We start from the raw sequence: 17,821 nt of genomic DNA, 5'->3' as shown, positions 1-17,821 counted from the left end.
CAATATGTGTTCACGCCCACCAAGAAGCATCGCTTTTTAAACGTCAGCGCGTTATATTTTTGAGATAACGAACGAATCGCGCCAGTGTTTTGCTTGGGTGTAGTGCGCATTTGCGATTCAGTTACAATACAGCCCCACTGGAGAAGCCGGTACACCGCCGAGCCTTTACTACAAAGCCCGGCGCAAGTGCGGCTGAAAAGAGTCTGAAAAGCGCTCCCGCCAGCGCCGCGAGCAACATTTCACCGTTGTATTGCAAACCGGGTGAAAGCGTGGAAGTGAAAGGTAAGGTGTTGTTCCGAACATCGGGCACCGGTCGAATTGCTTGAAAATCAGCCCAGACGAAACAGACGAATCTGTCTAGATGCAGCGGTCTAGATAAAATCGGCCCCGCGTGGCGCCGTCCAGCGCCGCGAGAGTCGCAGCCCGTTTAGCGTAGTAAGTGCATGCAGTAATTGTTGGCGAGTATCGCCGAAGTGCGGGTAATCCGGACGACGGCGGCGGCGAGCGCGGCGAGCGACCGCGAAGATGGCGAACGACATCGCCCCACATTGAAGAAGCAAGCCAGATGACGACGAAACGATTGTTGACTGAAGACGAAATCCAGAAGATGGCCGACAAGGACTACATGAACGAGGATCAACTCGCGTTCTTCAGGGTCCGACTGGAACAGTTGCAGGCCGACATTCTCAAGAATGCGGGCCAGACGACGGAAAACCTGCGGGAAACCGTCATCGTTCCGGACCCGGCTGATCGCGCGACGATCGAGGAAGAACACGCGCTCGAACTGCGTACGCGCGATCGCGAACGCAAGCTGCTGAAGAAAGTTCAGCAGTCGCTTGCGCGTATCGAGTCCGGCGACTACGGCTGGTGCGAGGAAACGGGCGAGCCTATCGGCATTCCGCGCCTGATCGCGCGCCCGACGGCGACGCTCTCGCTCGAAGCGCAGGAACGACGCGAACTGCGCCAGAAGCTGTTCGGCGACTGATCTGCCGCGGCAGCGTACGCTGCGGCCTTGGCTGCGGCGGGAAACCTGCCGGCCGGGATTTGGTTCGAAGAAATTAGAAGGCGCTTGAAAACACAAAAGGCACACGAAAAATCGTGTGCCTTTTGTGTTTTTGCGCGCCGTTTTCGCAACGGGCGGCGCTTGCTCCAACGAACGGGCAAGTCCACAACGCCATCGCGCACAAGATGCCGCAAGAAGCGCCTTGATAAATTCCGCCGCGCCCTAAAATAAACTGGACGCGCTTTCGCGGCGTGGGCATTACAAGAGTCCGTTCGAACGCAATGCTGCAGCGTGTCCGGGCTCTTCATGCTCCCAAAGGATTCCCCGGCGGCGCGGCGGCACACCGGTCAACTGGCTGCCGCGCCCACTCCGCTTTCAAAGGAATGCACATGGAACAGTTTCACGGCACGACCATCGTCTCCGTACGACGCGGCGACAAGGTCGCCCTCGGTGGCGACGGCCAGGTCACCCTCGGCAATATCGTGATGAAAGGCGGTGCGAAGAAAGTGCGCCGCATCTATGGCGGCAAGGTCCTGGTCGGTTTCGCGGGCGGCACGGCCGACGCGTTTTCGCTCCTCGACCGCTTCGAAGCCAAGCTGGAAAAACACCAGGGCAACCTGACACGCGCCGCCGTCGAACTCGCGAAAGACTGGCGCACGGACCGCATGCTGCGTCGGCTGGAAGCCATGCTGATTGCCGCCGACGCGCAAACCACGCTCGTCATCACGGGTAACGGCGACGTGCTCGATCCGGAAAACGGCATTTGCGCGATCGGTTCGGGCGGTGCGTATGCGCAGGCCGCAGCGCAGGCACTCACCGAAAACACCGAACTCTCGCCGCGCGATATCGTCGAAAAGGCACTGACAATCGCGGGCGATATGTGCATTTACACGAACCACAATCGCGTCATCGAGACGATCGAGTAACACCGCTTTCGCGTGTTCGCGAGCACAGGACAAGGACCAACGATGACCACCATGACTCCCGCCGAGATCGTCTCGGAACTCGATAAACACATCATTGGCCAGGGCCGCGCGAAAAAAGCGGTCGCCGTGGCGCTGCGCAACCGGTGGCGCCGCCAGCAAGTCGCCGAACCGCTGCGCCAGGAAATCACCCCGAAGAACATCCTGATGATCGGACCGACCGGCGTCGGCAAGACGGAAATCGCGCGGCGTCTCGCGAAACTCGCCGACGCACCGTTCATCAAGATCGAAGCAACGAAGTTCACCGAGGTCGGCTACGTGGGTCGCGATGTGGACAGCATCGTGCGTGACCTGATCGAAATTTCGGTCAAGCAGACGCGTGAAAGCGAGATGCGCAAGGTACGTTCGCGAGCGATCGATCGCGCCGAGGACCGGATCCTGGACATCCTGCTGCCAAGCGCCCGGCCGGCGGCTGGTTTCGGCAGCACGCCCGAGTTGCACGACGACAGCGCGAACAGCACGCGTCAAACGTTCCGCAAGCGTCTGCGAGAAGGTCTGCTCGACGACAAGGAAGTGGAGATCGACATCGAAGCGCCGCAAGCGACCATGGATATCATGGGGCCGCCGGGCATGGAGGAAATGACCGACCAGATCCGTTCCATGTTTGCGAATATCGGCGGCGGCAAGAAGACGCAACGCAAGGTGAAGGTCAAGGACGCGCTGAAGCTGCTCACCGACGAAGAAGCCGGCAAGCTGCTGAACGATGACGAGGTCAAGACCAAGGCCATTCAGAACGTCGAGCAGAACGGCATTGTGTTCCTGGACGAGATCGACAAGATCGCTTCGCGCAGCGAGACGGGTGGCGCGGAAGTATCGCGGGCTGGCGTGCAGCGCGACCTCCTGCCGCTCGTGGAAGGCACTACCATCAATACGAAATACGGGATGATCAAGACCGATCACATCCTGTTTATCGCCAGCGGTGCGTTCCATCTGGCCAAGCCGAGCGATCTGATCCCCGAACTGCAAGGGCGTTTTCCGATTCGCGTCGAGCTGGATTCGCTGTCCGTGGAGGATTTCGAATCCATTCTGAATACCACCGACGCCAGTCTCGTGAAGCAGTACACGGCACTTCTGGCAACGGAAGACGTCGAGCTGGATTTCAGCGCGGACGGTATTCGCCGGATGGCTGAGATTGCGTTTTCAGTGAACGAGAAGACCGAGAATATCGGTGCGCGTCGGCTCTATACCGTGATCGAAAAGTTGCTTGAAGAAGTGTCGTTCGCGGCGGGCAATCACACGGGTCATCCGGTGAAAATCGATGCGGCTTACGTCGATAAAGCGTTAAACGACGTAGCCGAAGACGAAGATTTGTCGCGCTACGTGCTGTAACGCAATCCAGCAGGCGATCTAGCAAAAAAAGGGCGGCTCCGTATTTCAGCGAATGACTGAAATCGGGAGCCGCCCTTTTACGTTCTACATAACGTTTATTGCCGCACGGGTTTCTTCGCCAGCTTGCGCTGCAGTGTCCGCCGATGCATGTTCAACGCTCGCGCCGTGGCTGAAATATTGCCGCTGTTCTCGGCCAGCACGCGCTGGATATGCTCCCACTCCAGCCGCGCGACCGACAGCAGCGCCGGATGCTCGATAGCCTCTTCGGCCGTCTGCTCGCTGGCCTCCTCCTGCAGCGCGGACAGGATTGTCTCGACGTTCGCCGGCTTGGCCAGATAGTTATCGGCGCCATCTTTCACGGCCTGAACCGCCGTCGCGATGCTCGCGTAACCCGTCAGCACGAGAATCCGTGCATCGGGCTGAAGATCGCGCAAGGGCGCGACAAGCGTCAACCCGGAATCGTTGCCGAGGTGCAGATCGACGGTGATCTGGCTGAACTTCTGCGTGTTTGCCAATCTCAACGCCGTGGCGGCGTCGTGCGCCTGATGCGGCGTATAGCCGCGCCGCGTCAAACCGCGCGCGAGGATGCCCGAGAAAACCTCATCGTCGTCGATGACTAAAAAATTTGTATCGCTCATGCTCTTTTCTCCGTAGTGACGGAAGCGGCGACGCCGCCGCGGCCCGTCCTTGCTGCTTTTTCCCGCGATTCGGGGACGCTTGTGTCGGCGAGACGCAGGATGGCGTGCGTACCGCGCGGGCTGGCTGGCGTGAGCTCGATCGACCCGCCAAGCCGCGTAGCCGCTGAGAATGCCAGATACAAGCCGACACCGTGGCCGCCTTGCGTACTGTCGACGGGCATCGCGCCGAGCGAACCCCGCAATGCCACCGGAATGCCGGGCCCCTGATCGCGGACATCGAATTGAATCACGGGTTCGCCAAGGTGCCGGCTCGCCGACGTCGCGAGCGTCACCGAATCGCGGCTGGCCCGCGCCGCATTATCCAGCAGAATGGTCAGTATTTGCCCTACTGCGACGGGATCGCTGAGAAACAGCCCCGCGCGTTTGTGTTCCCCGGCGTCATCTTCCAACTCAATCAACTCGAAACGCACGTGCGGATGCCGCAACCGCCATTGTTCGACAAACCCATGCAGCCAGTCATCCAGCGGTTGCCGCGGCGTGGGTCCGGTCGCGCGGCTGCGCAGGCGCGCGAGCGCGGACGTGCACAACGTCATTTGCTGCTCGAGGAGTTCGATATCGGCGCTATAGGGGGCGAGATGCGGGTCGTGACGGGCGGAATCGCGCAACTCCTCGCTCAGCATCGCGATGGTCGACAGCGGCGTGCCGATTTCATGGGCGACCGTAGCCGCCTGGACCCCCAGCGCCACGGCGCGCTCGTCGCGCAGAAGCCGCTCCTGGGCATCGGCCAGTGCAAAATCCCGCGCCCGCAGCGCCCGCGACATCCGCGCCACGAACCAGCCGATCAACCCCACGCTGACCATGAAGTTCACCCACAGCCCGATGCGGAAATATTCGAACAAATTCAGCGGATCTTCCATATTCAGCGGCACATAGCTGACCGTCAGCAGCGAATAACAGACGACCGCGAACAACGCGAGCCAGATGGTCAAACGCCACGGCAGCACAGCAGCGGCGATCGCGAGCGACGGCAAGTACAGCGTGACAAACGGATTCGTGGCGCCGCCGCTCAGGAACAGCAGCGCGGACAGCGCGCCGAGATCGACCCAGAGCTGCCCGAACAGTTCGAGATTCGTTTCAGGCTGCGCGCGCGCAACGCGTACCCATGTCAGCGCGTTGAACAATACCTCAAGCGCGACAATGGTCAGAATGGCTGCTAACGGGAGATGCGCACCGTAAAACGCCTGTACGACGGCGATGGTAACAAGTTGACCGATGATCGCAAGACTGCGAAGCCAAAACAGGTGACCGAGATTGACGCGGCCTGTGTTCGTTATTCGATGCATCGCGGTGAATTTCACCTCAAATTTCAGATTAGTCTAATGGTTGGACAAAGGGGATTGCCGCATCATCCAATGTTGTCTCGTACAGGGCGGCCAGGCCGCATACACAAAATGACTAACAGCCCATCCTCCCGCCCCAGTCAGCTTCTCAGCGAAGCGCCGCAAACCGGCGCCGCTCAAGACAGCATTATCCCGCGTGCGCTGACCGCGTTCATTGACAACGCTCGCAGCGCGAACACGCAAGGCAATCAGGCCGAGCGCGCTGTGTGGCTGCAAGCAGCCATGATGTTGCAATCCGACCGGCCCGAGATCTGCCTCGACCTGATCGACGCAATGCTGAAGCAAAGCCGTATCGGCGAAGGCATTCAGCTCGCGGCTCAACTCGTCGATCAGCATCCGCAGCACGCGCTAGCGCTCTGGCATCTCGGTTATGCGCTCCAGCTCGCCAACCGTCACGCCGATGCAATTCCTTTCTACGAACGCGCCCACGCGATCAATTCGGCCATCTTCACGCTGCGCAACAATCTGGCGGTCGCCTACGAAATCACGGGCAGCGCAGATAAAGCACTGGCCATGCTGGAAGAAGCCGTCGCCGCGAATGCCGACGATATCGAAGCGTGGACGAATCTCTCACGCATCTATCCGCGCCGCTGGGAGCTCGATCGTGCGCTTTCGGCCGGGAAGCGCGCGATCGAGATCAATCCGTCGAATGCGCTCGCGTTGTCGAACTACAGTCTCGGGTTGAAAGAAGCGCAGCGCTGGTCGGAGGCCACCGAGGCCGCAGAAACGGCGCTCCATATCGCGCCCGCAATGCAGCGCCTTCCGTTCAATCTCTCCATTCTCGATCTCGTGCAGGGCAATTACGCGCGCGGCTGGGCCAATTTCGAGTCGCGCTGGAACGGTTCAAGCGAACTACGCAACGCGCACCCCGACTTCCCGATGCCACGATGGAACGGCGAAGCGCTACGCGGCAAGACCTTGTTGCTGTGGGGCGAGCAGGGTTTCGGCGACGCGCTGCAGTTCTGCCGTTTCGTTCCAATGCTGGCGAAAAAGGTTCACGCGCAGGGCGGCACGCTGGTGTGGGCTGCGTTCAAGGCATTGCATCCGCTGATGGCACGCATGGCGCCGAAAGGCGTCGAATGTCTGCCGCACGACGGGCCGTTGCCCGCGTCTGACTTCCATTTCCCGCTGCTGAGCCTGCCGCTGCATTTCGGCATCGACGCGGACACCATTCCGGCGAAGCGCGCGTATCTTTCCGCCGACGCCGACCTCTCCGCCGACTGGCGTGCCGAATTCGCCGCCGACAAACGCCTGCGCGTGGGCCTTGTATGGAGCGGCAGCGAAGGCCATCAGCGCAACATGTTCCGCAGCGTGGGGATTGAACGGTATGCGAAAGCGTTCAGCGGGATCGAGAATGTCGCGTTCTTCTCGCTGCAGAAGGATGCGTCGGGCGCGGTATCCACGGCTCGGGACGGTGGTTTTGAGATCGCGGATCGCACCGGCAAGTTTGAATCATTCGACGACACGGCTGCGTTCATCGATTCACTCGATCTCGTGATTACAGTTTGCACGAGCGTGGCGCATCTGGCGGCGGCGCTCGGCAAGCCGACCTGGATTCTCCTCGACACCAATCCGCATTGGGTCTGGCAACTGGAGCGCACCGACAGCCCGTGGTATCCGACGGCGACGCTGTATCGGCAGAAGGAATTCTCGAAGTGGGAGCCGGTGATGGACGACGTCACGCGTGATCTGGCCGCGCTCGCGGCCACGCATACAGGCGCGGCGCCGCGTAAGCGGGCGGCGAAGAAAGCGGCCGTGTAAGCATTACGAGAGGTTTAAGTCTGCAAAAAGCGGCGATCCGGCAACGGACCGCCGCTTTTTTATGCGCACGCACATTCCGCCAACGCAGCCACGAACGCGACATTCACACGTTTATGCTACGTTGCGTCTCTTCGCGCAAACAATCCGGGCAAAGACATGTCATGCGCGGATTCAAGCGCTCGGCCGACAAAGCCGGAAGCGCTGCGCACCAGCATTGAGCGTCGCCGGTTTGCTGAGCACAACGGAAAAACGCTCCGCACAGGGCGCAGCATTGAGGAGCGGGGTCGGTGGAACGCATGATGGAGCCAAGCCTTTCGAAAACAAAACACGCGGTCACGAGCCGCATTGCGCGCGATGCGGCCGTTGCCGAAGCGCCACGTTTTGACCCGCCCACGCCTGCCCGATCGCATCATTATTTCACGCGCCAACCCCATACTGGCGCGACCAGAGGCTAACTTTCACCCGTCGTCGGAATGCTATCGGAAACGCGCTGATGCAGCGCGTCAGTCCTGTACAATTCCGCCTGTTTAAACTGCTCTTCGCCTTATCGCCGCCATGTCCGAGCTTCCCGACCTTACGCAGATCGCGCCGACCCTGAAAGCCGAAATCCTGGCCGAGGCGTTGCCCTATATCAAGCAGTATCACGGCAAGACGATCGTGATCAAGTACGGCGGCAACGCGATGACCGAGGAGCGCCTGAAACAGGGCTTCGCGCGCGACGTGATCTTGCTGAAACTGGTCGGAATGAACCCGGTGATCGTTCACGGCGGCGGTCCGCAGATCGATCAGGCGCTCAAGAAGATCGGCAAGCAGGGAACGTTTATCCAGGGCATGCGCGTCACCGACGAAGAGACCATGGAAGTGGTCGAATGGGTGCTCGGCGGCGAAGTGCAGCAGGACATCGTCACGTTGATCAATCATTTCGGCGGCCATGCGGTCGGCCTCACCGGCAAGGACGGTGGCCTGATCCACGCGCGCAAGTTAATGATGCCGGATCGCGACAATCCGGGCGAATTCATCGATATCGGTCAGGTGGGTGAAGTCGAAGCCATCAATCCGGCCGTCGTGAAGGCGCTGCAGGACGACGCGTTCATCCCGGTCATCTCGCCAATCGGCTTCGGTGAAGACGGTTTGTCTTACAACATCAACGCCGATCTGGTCGCGGGCAAGCTCGCCGTGGTGCTGAACGCCGAGAAGCTCGTGATGATGACGAACATCCCCGGCGTGATGGACAAGGAAGGCAATCTGCTGACCGATCTGTCGGCACGCGAGATTGACGCGCTGTTCGCCGACGGCACCATTTCCGGTGGCATGCTGCCGAAGATTTCATCGGCGCTCGACGCGGCGAAGAGCGGCGTGCGCTCGGTGCATATCATCGATGGTCGAATCGAGCATTCGGTGCTGCTTGAGATCCTGACCGAGCAGCCGTTCGGGACCATGATTCGTTCGCATTGAACGTGGCTCATTGAACGTGGAACCTGCCGGCGCTCGAGTTGAGCTTTTGCGTTCTTCCCGACGCCGGATGAACACGCACGGGCGCCCTGTCTGGTTATTCGATCTCGACAACACGCTGCATCACGCATCGCATGAGATTTTCCCCGCGATCAATCGCGGGATGACGCAGTACATCATCGACCGGTTGGGCGTGGATGTTGACGAAGCCAACCGGTTGCGCACCGGTTATACGCAGCGATACGGCGCCACCCTGCTCGGCCTGGTGCGCCATCATCCCATCGACGCCGCCGACTTCCTGCACGTCGTCCATACCTTCGCCGATCTCGGGTCCATGGTTCGTGCCGAACGCGGCCTCGCGCGGATGATCCGAGGGCTTCCGGGGCGGAAGATCGTGTTGACCAACGGGCCTTCAATTTATGCTCACGCGGTGCTCAACGAACTGGGTATCGCCAAGCTGTTTGAACGCGTGATTGCCATCGAGGATATGCAGGACCGAACCGGTTATTGGCGCGCGAAGCCTGATGCAGGAATGCTTCGGCGCGCAATGCGGCGGGCTCATGTGCCGCTCTCCGACGCGGTTCTTGTAGAAGATACGCGTGGGCATTTGAAACGCTATAAGCGTTTGGGGATTCGCACGGTCTGGATCACGGGGCATCTGCCGTCGGTTTTAAATGCCAGCGGCGGGAAGTCTCTTCGGTCCCCGACCAGCGGCCGGCCGCATTATGTCGATCTCAAGATCAGGTCTTTGAAGGGCTTGCGCGGTCTCAGATAGACCAGGCGTATCCCGAGTCGCCTGAAATCACAAAAGTAGTACGGACTTCAAACTTCATCGCTTGGGCTCGCTGCTCTAGCCGTACCCGTAGCTCCCCTTTCCCGTTTTTCCGATATACTTCACCGCTATCTTGATTTGTTTCAACGCGCCGATTTGCTGACTCGATTGCGGGCGCGCGAACCCTGACCCGGTTCACTATAAATGCGGCTAAAGAGGTTGTCAGCCGCGCCGCTTGGTCTCCTCCGCGCATCGCCGACGCCGTTTAGCCGCCCTGTTTTCTTTAGGCGGAATGAATGGAATCAATCGGCATCGTCACTCCCCAAACACTGCATTTCACTGAACCGCTGCGCATGCAAAATGGCAGCCTGCTCGGTGACTATGATCTCGTCGTCGAAACCTACGGCACGCTCAATGCCGCCCGCTCGAACGCGGTGCTCGTCTGCCACGCGCTGAACGCCTCGCATCATGTGGCGGGCGTCTATGTCGACGACCCCAAGAACGTCGGCTGGTGGGACAACATGGTGGGTCCAGGCAAGCCGCTCGATACCAACCGGTTTTTTGTCATCGGCATCAATAACCTGGGCTCATGTTTCGGTTCGACCGGTCCCATGAGCGTGAACGCCGTCACCGGCAAACCGTACGGCGCGAGCTTTCCTGTGGTCACGGTTGAAGACTGGGTCCACGCGCAGGCTCGCGTAGCGGATCAATACGGTATCGAGCGCTTCGCCGCGGTCATGGGCGGCAGCCTCGGCGGCATGCAGGCTTTGGCCTGGAGCATGATGTATCCGGATCGCGTGGCGCACTGCATTGTGGTGGCATCGACGCCGAAACTCTCCGCGCAGAATATTGCGTTCAACGAGGTCGCGCGTTCCGCCATCCTGTCCGATCCCGATTTCCATGGCGGCGATTATTATGCGCACGGCGTCAAGCCGCGTCGCGGATTGCGGGTCGCGCGCATGATCGGCCACATCACGTATCTCTCGGACGACGACATGGCCGCCAAGTTCGGCCGCGCATTGCGTCGGGCGGAAGGCGCTCTGGATGCGTACAACTTCAACTTCGACGTCGAGTTCGAAGTTGAATCGTACCTAAGATACCAAGGCGATAAATTCGCCGAATACTTCGATGCCAATACGTATCTGCTCATCACGCGCGCGCTGGATTATTTTGATCCCGCCAAGGCGTTCGACGGCGACCTGACCAAGTCGCTCGCGCACACCACGGCGAAATATCTGATTGCTAGCTTTTCGACCGATTGGCGCTTTGCGCCAGCACGCTCGCGCGAACTGGTGAAATCGCTGCTCGATCACAAACGCACGGTGAGCTACGCCGAAATCGATGCGCCGCACGGCCACGACGCCTTCCTGCTCGACGACGCGCGTTATCACAACCTGATGCGCGCCTATTACGAACGCATTGCCGCCGAGGTGGGCGCATGAACCAAATCACGCTGGACTCTCTTTCGCTGCGCTCGGACTTTCGGGCCATTGCGCGCTGGGTTGAACCGAACTCGTCCGTGCTGGATCTGGGTTGCGGCGATGGGTCGCTGCTCTCGCTGCTCGCCGAAGAACTCGATGTAAAGGGTTACGGTATTGAAATCAACGACGCCGGCGTGCTCGCGTGCGCCCAGAAAGGCGTGAACGTCATTCAGCAGAATCTGGAAGACGGTTTGCGCCTGTTCGAAGACGATAGTTTCGACTTCGCGATCCTGTCGCAGACGCTGCAAACGATCCATCAAACCGCCGCGATCCTGCGTGAAACCGTGCGCGTGGGACGCGAATGCATTGTCTCGTTTCCTAATTTCGGGTACTGGCGGCATCGGCTAACCGTTTTGCAGGGGCGCATGCCGGTGTCGAAAACGCTTCCGTATCAATGGCATAACACGCCGAACGTACGGGTTCTCACCATCCGGGATTTTGAGGCGCTGGCGCCGGAAGTGGGGATCGAAATCCTCGATCGCGCGGTGCTGCACGGTGGGCAGTCCATCCGTTGGGGGGCGAACTGGCGTGGTAGCCTTGCGGTCTATCGCGTAAAGCGAAGCTGAACTGAGCTTGCCGGTTCGTCGCTCGCGCACCGCTTACTGCTTCGAATCGATCCTATGTCCAACTCGCCACACGAGGCGCCCGCTCTTACCGCTCACGAAGACCACCCCGGCTGGCGCGCGTTTCTCAACAAACGCATGTTGATTTGCGTGTTTATCGGCTTCACGTCGGGGCTGCCGCTCTTCACGCTCGTCTATCTCGTCCAGGCGTGGTTACGCACTGAAGGCGTGAACCTCAAAGAGATCGGGCTGTTCGCGCTGATCCAGTTTCCTTACACCTGGAAGTTTATCTGGGCGCCGCTGATGGACCGCTACGTGCCGCGCCTGCCGGGCTGGCGGCCGGGACGGCGGCGCGGCTGGATGCTCGTCACGCAGTTGCTGGTGGCCGTGGCCATTGGCGCGCTTGGGTTTATATCGCCGAAAGACCAGATCTGGACCGTCGCCGCGCTGACCGCGCTCGTCGCGTTTTTCGGGGCGAGCCAGGATATTGCGATCGATGCGTACCGTCGTGAACTCCTGGCGGACACCGAGCAGGGACTCGGCAACGCCGTCTTCGTGAACGCGTACAAGATTGCGGCGCTCGTGCCCGGCTCGCTCGGGCTGATTCTCGCCGATCACCTGCCGTGGTCCACCGTCTTCCTCGTCACGGCGGCGTTCATGCTGCCCGGCATGGTGTTGACGCTCGTGGTCAACGAACCCGAAGTGCATGGCACGCCGCCCAAGAATCTACGCGATGCCATCATCCAGCCGTTTCGCGAATTTATCGCCCGGGACGGCTGGCGCACGGCGCTGCTGATTCTTGGCTTTATCTTCCTGTACAAGCTCGGCGACACGATGGCGACCACGCTCTCCACGTCGTTTTTCCTCGATATCGGCTTCAACAAGACGCAGATTGGCGTCATTGCGAAGACCGTCGCGTTCTGGGCGAGCCTGGCGGGCGGGATTGTCGGCGGCGTGTGGCTGGTGAAGATCGGCATTGCACGCGGGCTCTGGATCTTTGGCGTGTTGCAGATCGTTTCCACGCTCGGCTTTGCGTGGCTGGCGAAAATCGGGCCGTCGCCCGTGGCGCTGGCCGCGCTCTACGGGTTCGAAACCTTCGCCACCGGCCTGACGATGGCCGCGTTCGTGGCTTACATCGCGAGCACGACCGATCCGCGTTATACCGCCACGCAATTCGCGCTATTTACGAGTCTTGCGTCGGTGCCGCGGACGTTGGCGTCGGCATCGAGCGGCTTTGTGGTCGCGCAAACAGGCTGGTTCGAGTACTTCATGATCTGCGCTGCGCTGTCTATTCCAGGCATGTTACTGTTGCCGAAAATCGCGCCCTGGAGACCTGTCCAATGAAGGTGCACGCCCTGATCCGCGTCGCCGCTTGCGTTGTGTCGCTACATGCTGGCTTGAGCTTCGCGGTGTCCGCGGCGTCGGGGACTTCCGATGCAGCGCCGGCGGCACCGGCTAATGTACAACCGCCCTATTCCGCCGCCACCGACCAGATCCGTTTTGGCAATGCGGCGTTGTTCCGCAACCTGATTCCATCGGCGACATTGGAACAGCAGTCCGCCGACGAATACGCTCAAATCCTGCGCGAGGCCCGGCGCACCAAGCATCTTCTGGGCGACGACAATCCGCTCGTGAAGCGTGCACGCGAAATTGCCAATCGTGAAATTCCGTTTGCGCTGAAGTGGAATGACCGCTCGAAGAACTGGAAGTGGGAAGTCAATGTAGTGCGTTCGGACGAGATTCGCATGTATTGCCTGCCGGGCGGCAAGATTGTGATTTATAGCGGGCTGATTGACCGGTTGCGTCTCAACGATAACGAACTCGGCATGATGATCGGCCATGAGATTGCGCATGCGTTGCGCGAACATGCGCGTGATCGGCTGGGGCGTCAGCAGGCGGCGCAATTGAGTACGGGAACGATTCCGCCGTTATTCGGTTTCGCCGATATCAGTTCCACTCCGCTGGGGATTGGCGAGCAGTTGCTGGCCATGCGATATACCGCCGCCGATGAAACCGAAGCCGATGTGATTGGCAGCGAGATTGCATCGCGGGCGGGTTACGATCCGCGCGCCGCCATCACGTTATGGAAGAAGATTGATGCGCGTACGCGGCGCACGCCGAACGGTTTTATCTGGATGCATCCGTATGGCGCTGCGCGCGTACACGATCTGATGAAGCGATTGCCGGATATGATGCCGCTTTATGCAAAAGCGATCGGGAAAACGGTGGACCAGTTGCCGGGTTATGCGGGAATGGGACGGTTTAAAAAGCCTCATATGTGAGGGGGGTTTCGTTCGCACTCGGGGTTCTGGTTGGGCAAGGGGTTAGCGGTTGGGGTTGATGCCGGGGTGGTGGGTTCTAGCGTCAGCGGTCGGGGTCTATGCCGGGTTGGTGCTTTCGGCGTTAGTGGTCTGCGAGAGTCGGATTTTCTCTTTATCACTATTAGCCACTGTGCGTGGCGGCACGTCAGGGGGTGTGCCGGATTTTGTGTAAACGGGTTTTCGTTTAAGCCGGCGACATCCGGTCTTCGAACTGGATGGCGAAGCGGTTTAGTGCTGCTTTCCAGTCTCTGATGGGCATCGACCATTTCTTGCTAATGTTGTTCAGCGCCAGGTAAAACAGCTTAAATACGGCGTCGTCAGTTGGAAATGAACTGCGCGTTTTGATGACTTTTCGCAGGCTCATGTTGATCGACTCGATCGCGTTGGTCGTATATATCACTTTTCGGATCTCCGGCGGGTAGTCGAAGAACGGTATCACCCGAGCCCAGTTGCGCCGCCAGCTCTGCCCGACCAAGGGGTAGTCCTTATCCCATTTGAGCTCGAAGGCGCTGAGCATCTGCCCGGCCACCTCGACGGTCGTCGACGTGTAAATCGTCCTTAGATCGGCGGCCACTTCGCGCTGCAGTTTCCATGATACGTAGTTCAGGCTGTTGCGCACCATATGCACGATGCACAACTGCACTGTAGCCTTGGGATAGACCGCTTCAATGGCTTCTGGAAAGCCCTTGAGCCCGTCCACGCAGGCAATGAAGATGTCCTGCACGCCGCGCGTCTTCAACTCCGTCACCACCTGTAGCCAGAACTTGGCACCCTCGGTCTGGGCGATCCACAAGCCCAGGACCTCCTTGTGGCCGTCCATGTTCACGCCAATCGCCAGATACACCGCCTTGGTCCGTACAGCCCCGCTGTCACGCACTTTGACGTGGATGCAGTCCAGATAAACGATCGGGTACAGCGCATTGAGCGCGCGTCCCTGCCAGAGCTTCACGTCCTCGCTGACTGCATCTGTCACGGCCGAGATCAGCGTGGGTGAAACCTCGGTGCCATACATTTCTTCCAGATGACCCTGGATCTCACGCACGCTCAAGCCACGCGCGTACAGCGAGATAATCTTGTCGTCAAATCCGGCCCAGCGTGTCTGGTGGCGCGCCACCAGCTTCGGCTCGAACGCGCCTTGACGGTCACGCGGGATAGCGAGCGGCAATTCGCCAAACTCGCCTTGCAACGTCTTGGCACTGTGGCCGTTGCGGGTATTGCCCGTGGCATTGGTCACCGCTGCGCTCTTGCCGTGGCCCAAATGCTCAGACATCTCAGCTTCCAGAGCCCGCTCGACCAACATCTTGGTGAGCTGCTTGAGCAGGCCATTCTCGCCAATCAAATCCTCAGGCTTCTGATAGTTCGCCAACAGGCTGTCCGCCAGTTTTACCAACTCAGGATCGGGCTTTACTCGTTTAATACGCTTCGCTACGGTCATCGCTGCTCCTAGATGCTGGCAGTCTCCTGCCAAATGACCGTTTACACAAAACTAATTACACCCCCGCACGTCATTTCTTTGTCCAAAGCGACAAAGAAACGAAGCAAAGAAAACGCTTTCAACCACGCTACCCTAAGTGTCCACAGCGTGCAGTTTCTATTCATAGGTGCCCCAAAAGCACGGTGCTCGCCAGAGCGAAGGATGTGTGAACCCCTCCTTCTCCGAACACCGATACCCACACGCTTCGCCACCAGTGATTGAACCTGCCCAAGGAGCACCCCGCGCTATCCGCGGACGACCACCACCAAATGTGTACGCGCCTCGAACCACGTCGCCAACCCTGCTGAAAACGAGGTCGCGAAGATGCGGGTGGCCGTAACCGACGAAGATAGCTGTACAGAACGCGCAGCCAATTCACAAAAACTGAAGCAGTAAACACAAACACGCATCAAGCTGTGGCGAATGAATACGGTCGCACAGACCAGGTAGCTAACCTGTCAAAAAACCGCAGCCATAAATACCTGTAGGGCCGTGCGGGTTCCTTAGCAATTGGGCTTGCCCGAGAGCGTACGGGGCGAAGCGTGTTCATGTCAGGATTCGCGAGAAGGAGGGGTTCAAACATCCTCCGTTCTGGCGAGCACCGTGCTTTTGGGGCACCCATGAATGAAAACTGCACGCTGTGGACACTTAGGGTAGCGTGGTTGAAAGCGCTTTCTTTGCTTCGTTTCTTTGTCGCTTTGGACAAAGAAATGACGTGCCGCCACGCACAGTGGCTAATAGTGATAAAGAGAAAATCCGACTCAGGCAGACCGCTAACACTGAAAGCAGCAACCCGGCATCAACCCGACCGCTGACCCCGAAACCACCAACCCAGCACTGACTCCGACCACTAACCCCAGAACCGACCACCCCGGCACTGACCCCTGCCCCCTGCCCCCGCCCACCAACCCCAAAACCGCCCCCCGTCCACCGGTGCGAACAAACTAAACCGTCCACTGATAGTCAACAATCAACGGCGCATGATCACTAAACTTGATATCGCGGAAAACGGAAGTCGCCGCGGCCGTATCCGCAACACCTTTCGTCGCGATCTGGTAATCAATCCGCCACCCTACGTTCTTCGCGTAAGCCTGGCCGCGATTGCTCCACCACGTATATTGCTCAGGCCGCTGATCCAGCGTTCTGAATACATCCACATACGCTTTTTCATCGAAGAGTTGCGTAAGCCACGCACGCTCCTCCGGCAGGCAACCCGAGTTCTTCTGATTGCTCTTCCAGTTCTTGATATCAATTTCCTTGTGCACGATGTTCACATCGCCACACAAGATCACTTCGCGTTCTTTCGCCAGTTCCTCAAGATGCGGCATGAACTCAGCCATGAACCGATATTTCGCCTGCTGCCGTTCTTCACCACTGGACCCCGAAGGCACATACACCGAGATCACCGATAAATCCCCAAAGCGCGCTTCCACATAACGCCCTTCCGGATCGAACTCCTCGCTCCCAAACCCGATGATCACTTCATCCGGTTCGTGCTTCGTATAAAGCCCCGCGCCGGAATAACCCTTTTTAACCGCGTGCTGGAAGTAACCCTGGAAACCGTGCGGTGCGAGAAATTCCGGCGTGAGATCGTCTTGCGAACACTTGATCTCCTGTACACAGACAACATCGGCATCCTGCTCGCCAAACCAGTCGAAGAAACCCTTCTTGGCGGCAGACCGAATGCCGTTCAAATTAGCGGTGATGACACGAAACATGAAGCATCCTTGTATGTTGGTGAACTACTCGACCTTGATCCCTTTCAGCGACTCTTTCGCCGGCGGATATTCGAGCTTCAAACCCTGCAGCGTGCGCACCATCAACTCCCCAATCATTACGTTGCGGTGCGTCTTCGAATCGGCGGGAATCACGTACCAAGGCGCAATGTCCGTCGATGTCGCCCCAAGGGCATCCTCATAAGCCTTGCAATACTCGTCCCATAGTTTGCGGGCATCCAGATCCGATGGATCAAACTTCCAGTGCTTCTCGGGATTATCGATACGCGCCTGCAACCGCACCTTCTGCTCATCCTTCGATATATGCAAAAAGCACTTCACGATTGTCGTGCCGTTTTCGGCAAGCATCGCTTCGAAGTCGCGAATCTGCCGATAACGGCGTTCCCACGCCTGGCTGTCGATCTGTTTCAGCACACGCGGCACCAATACGTCTTCATACTGGCTGCGATTAAAAATCGCGAACTCGCCCGCAGCCGGGACCTGCGAATGAATGCGCCAGAGAAAGTCGTGCGCGGCTTCAGTTTCGGAAGGCGCCTTGAACGGCACGACGCGCAAACCGAGCGGATCGACATCGTGAAAAACACCGCGAACCGTGCCGTCCTTGCCGCTCGTATCCATGCCTTGAAGGATCAGCAGAATGCGATGCGAGCGTTGTGCATGCAGCTTTTCCTGCAAGCCATCGAGCGCTGTACTCAACTCGCTTAAACGCTCCCGATCCGCGTCTTTGGCGCCGGACGAAAACGGCTTCGACGCGGTATCGATGGAAGCCAGATCAAACGGCTTGATCTTCTTGCCGTCGAAATACGGCACGCGATAATCGTCCAGCTCAGGTTTTTTAGCCACGCGTGCGATTCTCGGTTGATCCCGGTTGATAAAAGAAAGGGTTGCTGCCAGACGAGACCCGGCAA

The 17,821-nt window shown here is 59.1% G+C and carries 16 protein-coding genes; 10 read left to right on the top strand and 6 right to left on the bottom strand.

The window, feature by feature from the left end; translation table 11 throughout:
- Nucleotides 1-565 precede the first annotated feature (565 nt).
- The 3 genes from dksA (at nucleotide 566) to hslU (ending at nucleotide 3,315) form a co-directional block, all read left to right on the top strand.
- Nucleotides 566-985 (top strand): RNA polymerase-binding protein DksA, encoded by a 420-nt coding sequence (gene dksA, locus ACSQ8V_RS00345; protein WP_089166517.1) that lies wholly within the window; start codon nucleotides 566-568, stop codon nucleotides 983-985.
- Between the two features lie 407 nt (nucleotides 986-1,392).
- On the top strand, nucleotides 1,393-1,929 hold the full coding sequence (hslV, locus tag ACSQ8V_RS00340; RefSeq protein WP_089166516.1) for an ATP-dependent protease subunit HslV: 537 nt from the start codon (nucleotides 1,393-1,395) through the stop codon (nucleotides 1,927-1,929).
- Nucleotides 1,930-1,971: 42 nt separating this feature from the next.
- The gene (gene hslU / locus ACSQ8V_RS00335; RefSeq protein ID WP_436180535.1) at nucleotides 1,972-3,315 is read left to right on the top strand and encodes an ATP-dependent protease ATPase subunit HslU; all 1,344 of its coding nucleotides are present in this window, start codon (nucleotides 1,972-1,974) and stop codon (nucleotides 3,313-3,315) included.
- A 95-nt stretch (nucleotides 3,316-3,410) separates the two neighbouring features.
- On the opposite strand, the gene ACSQ8V_RS00330 is transcribed toward hslU, so the two are convergent.
- Together ACSQ8V_RS00330 and ACSQ8V_RS00325 are read right to left on the bottom strand one after the other, a co-directional pair.
- Nucleotides 3,411-3,953, bottom strand: a complete 543-nt coding sequence (locus ACSQ8V_RS00330; protein ID WP_089166514.1) for a response regulator transcription factor — start codon at nucleotides 3,951-3,953, stop codon at nucleotides 3,411-3,413.
- Complete coding sequence (locus ACSQ8V_RS00325) at nucleotides 3,950-5,296, bottom strand: ATP-binding protein (protein ID WP_436204568.1); 1,347 nt, start codon at nucleotides 5,294-5,296, stop codon at nucleotides 3,950-3,952. Before ACSQ8V_RS00325 ends, ACSQ8V_RS00330 begins: the two co-directional genes overlap by 4 nt.
- A gap of 108 nt (nucleotides 5,297-5,404) precedes the next feature.
- Between ACSQ8V_RS00325 and ACSQ8V_RS00320 the strand changes: the two genes are divergently transcribed.
- Nucleotides 5,405-7,114 (top strand): tetratricopeptide repeat protein, encoded by a 1,710-nt coding sequence (locus tag ACSQ8V_RS00320; RefSeq protein WP_436204567.1) that lies wholly within the window; start codon nucleotides 5,405-5,407, stop codon nucleotides 7,112-7,114.
- Between the two features lie 103 nt (nucleotides 7,115-7,217).
- On the opposite strand, the gene ACSQ8V_RS00315 is transcribed toward ACSQ8V_RS00320, so the two are convergent.
- Nucleotides 7,218-7,412 carry a cysteine-rich CWC family protein gene (locus ACSQ8V_RS00315; protein ID WP_436204566.1) on the bottom strand — a complete coding sequence of 65 codons (195 nt, stop codon included), beginning with the start codon at nucleotides 7,410-7,412 and terminating at the stop codon, nucleotides 7,218-7,220.
- Between the two features lie 257 nt (nucleotides 7,413-7,669).
- Between ACSQ8V_RS00315 and argB the strand changes: the two genes are divergently transcribed.
- From argB to ACSQ8V_RS00285, 6 genes are all read left to right on the top strand, one after another.
- Nucleotides 7,670-8,569, top strand: a complete 900-nt coding sequence (gene argB, locus ACSQ8V_RS00310) for an acetylglutamate kinase (RefSeq protein ID WP_213768922.1) — start codon at nucleotides 7,670-7,672, stop codon at nucleotides 8,567-8,569.
- Between the two features lie 67 nt (nucleotides 8,570-8,636).
- Nucleotides 8,637-9,341, top strand: a complete 705-nt coding sequence (locus tag ACSQ8V_RS00305) for a pyrimidine 5'-nucleotidase (RefSeq protein WP_213768921.1) — start codon at nucleotides 8,637-8,639, stop codon at nucleotides 9,339-9,341.
- 293 nt (nucleotides 9,342-9,634) lie between these two features.
- Nucleotides 9,635-10,780, top strand: coding sequence for a homoserine O-succinyltransferase MetX (gene metX / locus ACSQ8V_RS00300; protein ID WP_436180532.1), 1,146 nt, complete (start codon nucleotides 9,635-9,637; stop codon nucleotides 10,778-10,780).
- Entirely contained in the window at nucleotides 10,777-11,385 is a 609-nt protein-coding gene (gene metW, locus ACSQ8V_RS00295) for a methionine biosynthesis protein MetW (protein ID WP_213768919.1), read from the top strand. Before metX ends, metW begins: the two co-directional genes overlap by 4 nt.
- A 54-nt stretch (nucleotides 11,386-11,439) precedes the next feature.
- Nucleotides 11,440-12,726: an AmpG family muropeptide MFS transporter gene (locus tag ACSQ8V_RS00290; RefSeq protein WP_213768918.1), complete on the top strand. Its 1,287-nt coding sequence runs from the start codon at nucleotides 11,440-11,442 to the stop codon at nucleotides 12,724-12,726.
- The gene (locus ACSQ8V_RS00285) at nucleotides 12,723-13,664 is read left to right on the top strand and encodes a M48 family metallopeptidase (protein WP_213768917.1); all 942 of its coding nucleotides are present in this window, start codon (nucleotides 12,723-12,725) and stop codon (nucleotides 13,662-13,664) included. Before ACSQ8V_RS00290 ends, ACSQ8V_RS00285 begins: the two co-directional genes overlap by 4 nt.
- 223 nt (nucleotides 13,665-13,887) lie before the next feature.
- Here ACSQ8V_RS00285 and ACSQ8V_RS00280 read toward each other — a convergent pair whose 3' ends face one another.
- From ACSQ8V_RS00280 to ACSQ8V_RS00270, 3 genes are all read right to left on the bottom strand, one after another.
- On the bottom strand, nucleotides 13,888-15,138 hold the full coding sequence (locus ACSQ8V_RS00280) for an IS256 family transposase (protein WP_436204565.1): 1,251 nt from the start codon (nucleotides 15,136-15,138) through the stop codon (nucleotides 13,888-13,890).
- Between the two features lie 983 nt (nucleotides 15,139-16,121).
- On the bottom strand, nucleotides 16,122-16,895 hold the full coding sequence (locus ACSQ8V_RS00275; RefSeq protein WP_213765125.1) for an exodeoxyribonuclease III: 774 nt from the start codon (nucleotides 16,893-16,895) through the stop codon (nucleotides 16,122-16,124).
- Between the two features lie 24 nt (nucleotides 16,896-16,919).
- Entirely contained in the window at nucleotides 16,920-17,756 is an 837-nt protein-coding gene (locus ACSQ8V_RS00270) for a polyphosphate kinase 2 family protein (protein ID WP_436204564.1), read from the bottom strand.
- Nucleotides 17,757-17,821: the final 65 nt, after the last annotated feature.

It is taken from the genome of Caballeronia sp. LjRoot31, from assembly GCF_964253885.1.
Taxonomy (GTDB): Bacteria; Pseudomonadota; Gammaproteobacteria; order Burkholderiales; family Burkholderiaceae; genus Caballeronia.
This window is presented reverse-complemented; position numbering and strand designations above follow the sequence as displayed.

Excerpts from the sequence above, each read along its gene's own strand:
- ACSQ8V_RS00275 (WP_213765125.1), bottom strand. The coding sequence starts at position 16,895 with ATGTTTCGTGTCATCACCGCTAATTTGAACGGCATTCGGTCTGCCGCC.
- ACSQ8V_RS00315 (WP_436204566.1), bottom strand. The coding sequence starts at position 7,412 with ATGCGTTCCACCGACCCCGCTCCTCAATGCTGCGCCCTGTGCGGAGCG.
- ACSQ8V_RS00280 (WP_436204565.1), bottom strand. The coding sequence starts at position 15,138 with ATGACCGTAGCGAAGCGTATTAAACGAGTAAAGCCCGATCCTGAGTTG.
- ACSQ8V_RS00290 (WP_213768918.1), top strand. The coding sequence starts at position 11,440 with ATGTCCAACTCGCCACACGAGGCGCCCGCTCTTACCGCTCACGAAGAC.
- metW (WP_213768919.1), top strand. The coding sequence starts at position 10,777 with ATGAACCAAATCACGCTGGACTCTCTTTCGCTGCGCTCGGACTTTCGG.
- ACSQ8V_RS00330 (WP_089166514.1), bottom strand. The coding sequence starts at position 3,953 with ATGAGCGATACAAATTTTTTAGTCATCGACGACGATGAGGTTTTCTCG.
- ACSQ8V_RS00285 (WP_213768917.1), top strand. The coding sequence starts at position 12,723 with ATGAAGGTGCACGCCCTGATCCGCGTCGCCGCTTGCGTTGTGTCGCTA.
- metX (WP_436180532.1), top strand. The coding sequence starts at position 9,635 with ATGGAATCAATCGGCATCGTCACTCCCCAAACACTGCATTTCACTGAA.
- dksA (WP_089166517.1), top strand. The coding sequence starts at position 566 with ATGACGACGAAACGATTGTTGACTGAAGACGAAATCCAGAAGATGGCC.
- ACSQ8V_RS00305 (WP_213768921.1), top strand. The coding sequence starts at position 8,637 with ATGAACACGCACGGGCGCCCTGTCTGGTTATTCGATCTCGACAACACG.
- hslU (WP_436180535.1), top strand. The coding sequence starts at position 1,972 with ATGACCACCATGACTCCCGCCGAGATCGTCTCGGAACTCGATAAACAC.
- ACSQ8V_RS00320 (WP_436204567.1), top strand. The coding sequence starts at position 5,405 with ATGACTAACAGCCCATCCTCCCGCCCCAGTCAGCTTCTCAGCGAAGCG.
- ACSQ8V_RS00325 (WP_436204568.1), bottom strand. The coding sequence starts at position 5,296 with ATGCATCGAATAACGAACACAGGCCGCGTCAATCTCGGTCACCTGTTT.
- hslV (WP_089166516.1), top strand. The coding sequence starts at position 1,393 with ATGGAACAGTTTCACGGCACGACCATCGTCTCCGTACGACGCGGCGAC.
- argB (WP_213768922.1), top strand. The coding sequence starts at position 7,670 with ATGTCCGAGCTTCCCGACCTTACGCAGATCGCGCCGACCCTGAAAGCC.